General features: G+C 75.3%; 5 protein-coding genes. 3 read left to right on the top strand and 2 right to left on the bottom strand.

Annotated elements, in window-relative coordinates; genetic code table 11:
* On the bottom strand, window positions 1–628 hold a 628-nt coding region (locus DVA66_RS14725), incomplete at its 3' end, for a GNAT family N-acetyltransferase (protein ID WP_232821974.1).
* Between the two features lie 318 nt (window positions 629–946).
* On the opposite strand from DVA66_RS14725, the gene DVA66_RS14730 reads away from it, so the two are divergent.
* Window positions 947–4,342, top strand: coding sequence for a phosphodiester glycosidase family protein (locus DVA66_RS14730; protein ID WP_114560766.1), 3,396 nt, complete (start codon window positions 947–949; stop codon window positions 4,340–4,342).
* Window positions 4,343–4,504: 162 nt separating this feature from the next.
* On the opposite strand, the gene DVA66_RS14735 is transcribed toward DVA66_RS14730, so the two are convergent.
* The gene (locus DVA66_RS14735; protein WP_114560767.1) at window positions 4,505–5,254 is read right to left on the bottom strand and encodes a hypothetical protein; all 750 of its coding nucleotides are present in this window, start codon (window positions 5,252–5,254) and stop codon (window positions 4,505–4,507) included.
* A 213-nt stretch (window positions 5,255–5,467) separates the two neighbouring features.
* Here DVA66_RS14735 and DVA66_RS14740 point away from each other — a divergent pair, with 213 nt between their 5' ends.
* Both DVA66_RS14740 and DVA66_RS14745 read left to right on the top strand, forming a co-directional pair.
* On the top strand, window positions 5,468–6,478 hold the full coding sequence (locus DVA66_RS14740; RefSeq protein ID WP_114560769.1) for a DNA topoisomerase IB: 1,011 nt from the start codon (window positions 5,468–5,470) through the stop codon (window positions 6,476–6,478).
* A 145-nt stretch (window positions 6,479–6,623) separates the two neighbouring features.
* Window positions 6,624–7,163: a phospholipase A2 family protein gene (locus DVA66_RS14745; protein WP_114560768.1), complete on the top strand. Its 540-nt coding sequence runs from the start codon at window positions 6,624–6,626 to the stop codon at window positions 7,161–7,163.
* Window positions 7,164–7,197: the final 34 nt, after the last annotated feature.

The raw sequence follows: 7,197 nt of genomic DNA on the forward strand, positions 1-7,197 counted from the left end.
GCAGACGGACCGGCGCCTGGTCGAGCGAACGCAGACGCTCGACCAGGCGCCGGCGCACGTCCGGCCACTCCGCGGAGAGGATCGAGAACACCACGGTGTCGCGCCAGCTGCCGTCGGCCCGCAGCACGTGGTGGCGCAGCACCCCCTCCTGGGTGGCGCCCAGGGCCAGCACCGCCTTCCGCGAGCGCTCGTTGACCGCGTCGGTCTGGATGTGCACCCGCTCGAACCCGGAGTCGAAGGCGTGGCCGAGCAGCAGCAGCTTGCACTCGGGGTTGACCGCGGTGCCCCACACCGCCGGGGTGTAGGCGGTCCAGCCCAGGTGCACCTTCCGGTTCGCCGGGTCGACGTCGCCCAGGGAGGACGTGCCCACCACCCGTCCGTCGTCGGGGCCGCCGACGATCCGGATCACCCAGGTCCGTCCACCGCTGGCCCAGGGGTAGCGGCGGGCGAAGGCGGCGAACTGCTCCACCGAGCCGGGGCGTCCGGCGCTGCCGCCGCCGTAGCCGCCCGCGAACACCTCCGGCCGCGCGATCGCGTCGTGCAGCTCGGCGTAGTCGGCGCCGGTCAGCGGGTCGAGTCGGACGAACCGGCCGCCGAGTCGGTGGTCGAGGGGGAGGTTGGGATCCACGTGGCCATTCTCGCCCGGCCCGCCGGGCGCCGGGAAGGGCTGGAGCATCGGCGCTCCGGGAGCCGTCGACCGTCGCGAGCACAGGGATCTCCCGCCAGGGTGCCCCTCCGCCGGACCCGTCGCCCCGCCGCTGTGCGGGTGTCGTCACCGCTCCGCGTCACCCTGGCGCAGGATCACTGCGCCAGCCGGCGATCGGTCGTGGCCATCGGGGTGACTCCGGGGTGAACACTCGGCTGCGGCGCCGGAGGGGCTGGTCTGGACCACGGCCGGGGTGGGAGGCTCGTCGAGCCCCCGACCGCCCCCGGTGAAGGACCTGCCATGACCTCCTCCCACCTCGCCGCCGCGCCCCGCCCACCCGCGAGCGCCCGGGCGCGGCTGACCGCGTTCGCGGCGGCCCTGCTGCCCCTCGCCCTGACGGTAGGCCTGCTGCCCGCCACCGCCGACGACCACGGCCGTCCGGAGCTGACGGGATCGAGCTCGACGCTGCTGCAGCAGGCCACGCACGACGTGGCGCCCGGGCTGGCGATCACCTCCTTCCAGCGGTTGCAGCCGCAGGGCTGGGTGACCGGCCACGTGATGACGGCAGATCTCGACACCCCGTCGCTGTCGCTGGACGTGGTCGACGGCGGCACCGTGTCGGCGTCCAACCAGACCGTCAGCGAGCTGGCCGCGGAGGCCGGCGCGGTGGCCGCGGTGAACGGGGACTACTTCGACATCAACGCCTCCGGCGCCCCGGTCGGCACCAACGTCTCCTCGACCGGCGGGCTGCGCACCGCCGCCCCGGAGCCCCGCGAGAGCCTCACCGTCACCGGCCAGAAGGCGGCGGTGCAGCAGCTGATGTCGGCGGCAGCGGTGCACGTCGACGGGGTCGAGCTGGACGTGCCCGCGGTCAACTCCCCGTCCTGGCGGAGCGACCAGCTCGCGCTGTTCACCCCGGTCTGGGGCGCCCACCCGGTGGGCTCGCTGCTGACCGCGGGTGAGGGCGTCCGCGCGGTCGAGGTCGTCGACGGCAGCGTCACCCGGGTGCTGGACGCCGCCGCGCTCGCCGAGCCGCTGGCCGAGGGCACCAGCGTGCTGGTGGGACGCGGGGCGGCGGCCGCGCGGCTGGCCGGCGTCGAGGCCGGGCAGCCGGTGCAGGTGAGCCTGGAGGCCAGCGCCGACGTCGACCTCGCCGTGGGCGGGGCGCAGCGGTTGCTGGTCGACGGTGAGGTGACCGATGTCGACCAGGCCACCGCGGCCCGGACCGCGGTCGGGGTGTCGGAGGACGGCACCCGGCTGTGGGTGGTGGCGGTCGACGGCCGCCAGGCCGACGCGCACGGCATGACGCTGCAGGAGCTGGCCGCGCTGCTGGACGACCTCGGCGCCTGGAACGCGGTCAACCTCGACGGTGGCGGTTCCACCGCGATGGTGGCCCGCCCCGCCGGCGAGCGCGACCTGCGGCTGGTCAACCGGCCCTCCGACGGCAGCGAGCGGCTGGACGCGAACGCGCTGGTGTTCCGCTCCAGCGCCACCGGCGAGCCCGACGACGTGCTGGCACGACCGCTGCTCGACCCGCCGGTGGGCCTCGACGCCCCCGGCGCGGACGCCCTGCTACCCGGGCTGTCGCGCACCGTGGTGGCCAGCGGACTCGACGCCGACGACGCCGCGGTCGATGCACGCGGCCGGTTCACCGCCGCGCCGCGCTCGCTGCTGGCCGTCGACGGCACGACCGACGCGCCGGTGCCGGGCCAGCAGGCGGTGGTGGTGCGCGGGGTCGCCCCAGGCACCGGGCAGGTGACCTTCGACGGCCGGCTCCCCGGCGGGCGCACCAGCGAGCGCATCCCGCTGACGGTGCACCAGGAGATGGTCGGGCTGGAGCCGTCCGCGCCGCTGCTCGCGCTGCCCGAGGGGGAGCCGGGTGCGGCCGCCGTGCCGCTCTCGCTGACCGCGGTCGACGCCGACGGGCACCGGGTGCCGGTGGAGACCCGCGACGTCACGGTCCGGGTCGAGGGCGGCGCCGAGGTGCGCCCGTCGGGGCCCGCCACGTTGGAGGTGACCTCCACCGTGGCCAGCGGCGCGGCTGAGATCACCCTGGAGGTGCTCGGGCACGAGGTCCGGGTGCCGGTGACCATCGGCTACCAGACCGAGACGGTCGCCGACTTCGCCGACGCCGCCGCGTGGGAGCCCGGGTCGGCCCGCGCCCCGGTCAGCCTGGCGCCCGCCGACGGTCCGGACGGCAGCGCCGGGCTCGCGGTCGAGATGGACTTCACCACCAGCACCGCCACCCGTGGCGCCTACGCGGTGCCGCCGGCCCCGGTCGAGGTCGACGGCCAGCCGCACTCCTTCACCCTGTGGGTGCACGGCAACGGCCAGGGGCAGTGGCCGCGGCTGCAGGTGACCCGCGGCGACGGCACCTCGACCAACCTCGACGGTCCGCTGGTCAGCTGGACGGGGTGGCGCCAGATCACCTTCCCGGTGCCCGCCGGCACCGCCTACCCGCTGACGATCACCGCGATCCGGCTGATGGAGACCCGCGCCGCGGCCAGCTACACCGACCGGGTGGTGCTCGCCGGGCTGGACGCCCAGGTGCCGGTCGCCGTCGAGCAGCCCGAGCGTCCCCGCCGGATCGACCCGGCCGTCCTCACCCAGGGCGACGTGGACGACCGCCCGCAGCGCATCGCGGTGATGAGCGACACCCAGTTCGTGGCCCGTGACGGGGAGGACGGCGCGCTGGTGCAGGCGGGCCGGCGGACCCTGCGCGAGATCGTGGCCGAGCGCCCCGACCTGCTGCTGGTGGCCGGCGACCTGGTCGACGAGGCCTCCGACGCCGACTTCGCGCTGGCGCGGAAGGTGCTGGAGGAGGAGGTCGGCGGGGCGGTGCCGTGGGTGTACGTGCCGGGCAACCACGAGATCATGGGTGGCGGCATCGAGCGGTTCGAGCAGCACTTCGGCGAGACCACCACCAGCCGCGATCTCGGCGGCACCCGGGTGATCACCCTGGACTCCTCGAGCGGCACCCTGCACCCGGGAGGCGACACCACCCAGCTACGCGAGCTGGAGCGGCTGCTCGACGACGCACTGGAGACCCGCTCGATCACCGGTGTGGTCGTGGTCGACCACCACCCGGTCGACGACCCGCACCCCGACCAGGCCAGCCAGCTGGGGGACCGGGTCGAGGCGGCCGCCCTGCAGCGGGTGCTGACGGAGTTCCGCGCCGCCGGCAAGTCCGCGGCGATGGTCAGCGGGCACGTGGGCACCTTCTCGGTGGACGCGGTCGCCGGCGTCACCCGCTACATCAACGGCAACTCCGGCAAGTCCCCGTCGGGGGCCCCGGACGAGGGCGGCTTCACCGGCTGGTCGATGCTCGGGATCGACCCCGGGAAGGGGGTGGTCGGCTTCAGCCCCGACCTCGGTGACCGCACCGGGTGGCTGCAGGTGCAGACCCACGCCCGGGTCGACGAGTTGGTGCTGTCGGCGCCGTCCGGGCTGGAGGTGGGCGAGCAGGCCGAGGTGGCGGCGACGATCACCCAGGACGGCACCCGTGAGGTGCCGGTGGCCTGGCCGGTGACGGCCACCTGGGGCGGCGAGGGCGTCCGGCTGGCCGGGTCCACGGAGCCGGCCGTGGTCGAGCTCGACCCCACCACCGGCACGCTCACCGCCCTCGAACCGGGCACGGCCACCGTCCGGGTGGAGGTGAACGGCGTCGAGGCCGAGCAGCAGGTCACCGTCGGCTGATCCGGCGCGGATCGCCCCCTTCGACAGGCTCAGGACGACGCTTCGACAGGCTCAGGGCGTTGTGGTGGGGCTGGGCGCGGGGTGCGGGTCTGCGCCCGCGCGGCGACGCAAGGAGCGCGCTGAGCCTGTCCAAGCGCGAGTGCTCCGGGCGCGCGACGCGGGTCAGCCGGCGGCGGTGAGGGCGGCGTCGAGGTAGCTGCGGAAGTTCTCCTCGACATCGGACGGCACGGTGGGGCGTTCACCGTCCGGGGTCTCCTCGGCCGGGTCGGTGACCGCTTCGACGTACAGCGAGAGGACCCGGTCCCCGGACAGCTCGACCAGGCAGTAGTGGCCGAAGCGCTCCACCGCGGTGGCCCCGCCGGCGCCCTGGACGACCTGGACGCAGGCGGGCGCGCTGACCCCGGCCTCGAGCTCGACCGGCTCGGCCGAGACGTCGGGCTGGTAGGAGACCTCGATCGGCTCACCGGTGCACCCGCCCCAGGCCTCACGCTGCTGGGCCACCACGTCGCCGATCCCCGGCGCGAGGCCGAGGATCTCGATCACCGTCTCGACGTCCTCCGTCGGCCCGCTGCCCGACCGGTCGAAGCTGCGGGTGAACGCCGCGCTGACCGCGGGGTCCGGGGCGGCGCTGCCGGTGGACGTCGCCTCGTCCAGGGCGGTCGGGTCGCCGGTGCAGGGGTCGCCGGTGTCGAGGGGGATCAACGGCCGGGCGCTGGCGGACTTCGTCCAGCCGTCGGTCGGCAGCGCGTCGGTGCTGAGCAGCTGGCCCCGCAGCTCCTCCTCCGTCGGCGCGGCGGACGGCGTCGGGGAGGCCCCGGCCGGTGGTTCGCCGGTCGTCGCGGGCTGCTGCGAGCAGGCTGCCGCGGAGGCGAGCAGAGGCAGGACGGCGAGGGCTGCCAGACGGCGACGCATCGGGGGTTCCTTCGGCTGGGGTCGTGGGTGCTCGACCCGAACCCTAGGCGCCGACGGGCCCACCCCGCACGGCGCGGCCCCGGGTCGGCGCCATGACCGTCCTCCCGTCCGCGGCCGGGACGCCACCGGCGGCCGGTGACACATCTGCCGGACCCTGGGTAATGATGCAGGCGCCCGGGCACCCGGGCGTGGACGACCACGGAGGTGCCGCAGTTGCCCCGCTTGAAGCGCGTCTCGACGCGGATGCCCGGCTGGACCCGGCGACGGGCCGGCAAGGGGTGGGTCTTCCTCGACGAGCACGGCCGGACGATCACCGGCGAGGCCCGGGAGCGGGTCGCACACCTGGCCATCCCGCCCGCGTGGCGCGACGTGTGGATCTGCCCGATCGAGAACGGCCACCTGCAGGCCACCGGGGTGGACGACGCCGGCCGGACGCAGTACCTGTACCACGAGGAGTGGACCCGCCAGCGCAACCTCGCCAAGTACGAGCGGGTGGTCGAGATCGCCGTCGAGCTGCCCCGGCTGCGGGAGGCGGTGCTGGCCCACATCCGCGCCGCCGGCACCAGCCGCGAGCACGCCGCGGCGGTGGCGGTGAAGCTGCTCGACTCCGGCGCCTTCCGCGTCGGCAACGACGCCTACGCCGACAAGCACGGCAGCTACGGGCTGACCACCCTGGAGCGCCGCCACGTCCGGGCCAGGGGCGAGGCGCTGGTGGTGAGCTTCACCGGCAAGTCCGGTGTGCAGCACAGCGTGGTGATCGACGACCCGGACGTGGTGCAGGCCCTCAACCGGATGCGACGCCGTCGCGGCGGCGGACCCCGGCTGCTGGAGTACCGCGCCGCCGCGGTGCTCAGCGCGCTCGACTCCGCCGACGTCAACGCCTACCTCAAGGAGCAGACCGGGCTCGACATCTCGGCCAAGGACCTGCGCACCTGGGCCGGCACGGTGATCGCGGCCGAGATGCTCGCGCTGACCACGGAGGCGGGGGAGAGCAGGCGGTCGCGGGCCCGGGCGGTCAAGCAGGCGATGACGATGGTGGCCGAGGCGCTGGGCAACACGCCGACGGTGGCCCGCACGTCCTACGTCGACCCGCGGCTGGTCAGCCTCTACGAGTCCGGCACGACCCTGCCCAGGGCCGTCCTCGAGGCCGACTACGCCACCGAGGACGAGCGGCGCCGGGCGATCGAGGAGGCCACCCTGGAGCTGCTGCGCAGGGCGGACTGAGCGCCCCGCCGGCTGATCATCTCCGCTGGATGATCACGGTCGGGCGGAGAGGACTGATCATCACCGGTTCCGGTGCAGGGGTGTCGGGACGTCGGTCGGCCTGGTTAGGGTCGACATGTCCCCACCCCCCAGGACAGGACCCACCGTGTCGCCCACCCTCCTCCGGCGCCAGCTGCTGACCCTGCTCGCCTGCCTGACCGCCCTCGCCCTGCTCCCGCTCAGCACCGGCCCCGCCGCGGCCGAGGAGCCCGACGACTTCACCGCCCTCGCCGAGGAGGTCACCCGCTACACCACCACCGATGCCGACGGCCGGCCCGTCTTCGACGCCGAGGCCGCCGCGGCCGCCGGCGCGTCCCCGGAGGTGCTCGAGGCCGGACGCCTGGTGCCGGCCGCCGGTCGGATCGGCGCCGCCACCTCCGCGGGCGAGCTGCGCACCGCCGACGGCATCCCGGTGTGGGGCAACTGGTGCGGGCCGGGCCACGGCTCGGGCGAGCCGGTCGACACCCTCGACACGCTGTGCATGCGCCACGACCTCTGCTACCGCGAGCGCGGCTACTTCGACTGCGCCTGCGACGCCCAGCTCAAGGCCGAGATCGCCCGCCACGCCGACCGGATGGCCACCGGTGAGCGGCTGATGGCCGCCGCCATCACCGCGGCGTTCTCGGTCATCCCCTGCGTGCCGTGACCCCGGACGCGGCCCCCGCCCCCGACCGGGAGCG

It is taken from the genome of Desertihabitans aurantiacus, from assembly GCF_003344635.1.
In the GTDB taxonomy this organism is placed as follows: Bacteria; Actinomycetota; Actinomycetes; order Propionibacteriales; family Propionibacteriaceae; genus Desertihabitans; species Desertihabitans aurantiacus.

Bases quoted from the DNA above. Each gene is read 5' to 3' on its own strand.
- DVA66_RS14730 (WP_114560766.1), top strand. From the start codon at position 947: ATGACCTCCTCCCACCTCGCCGCCGCGCCCCGCCCACCCGCGAGCGCC.
- DVA66_RS14735 (WP_114560767.1), bottom strand. From the start codon at position 5,254: ATGCGTCGCCGTCTGGCAGCCCTCGCCGTCCTGCCTCTGCTCGCCTCC.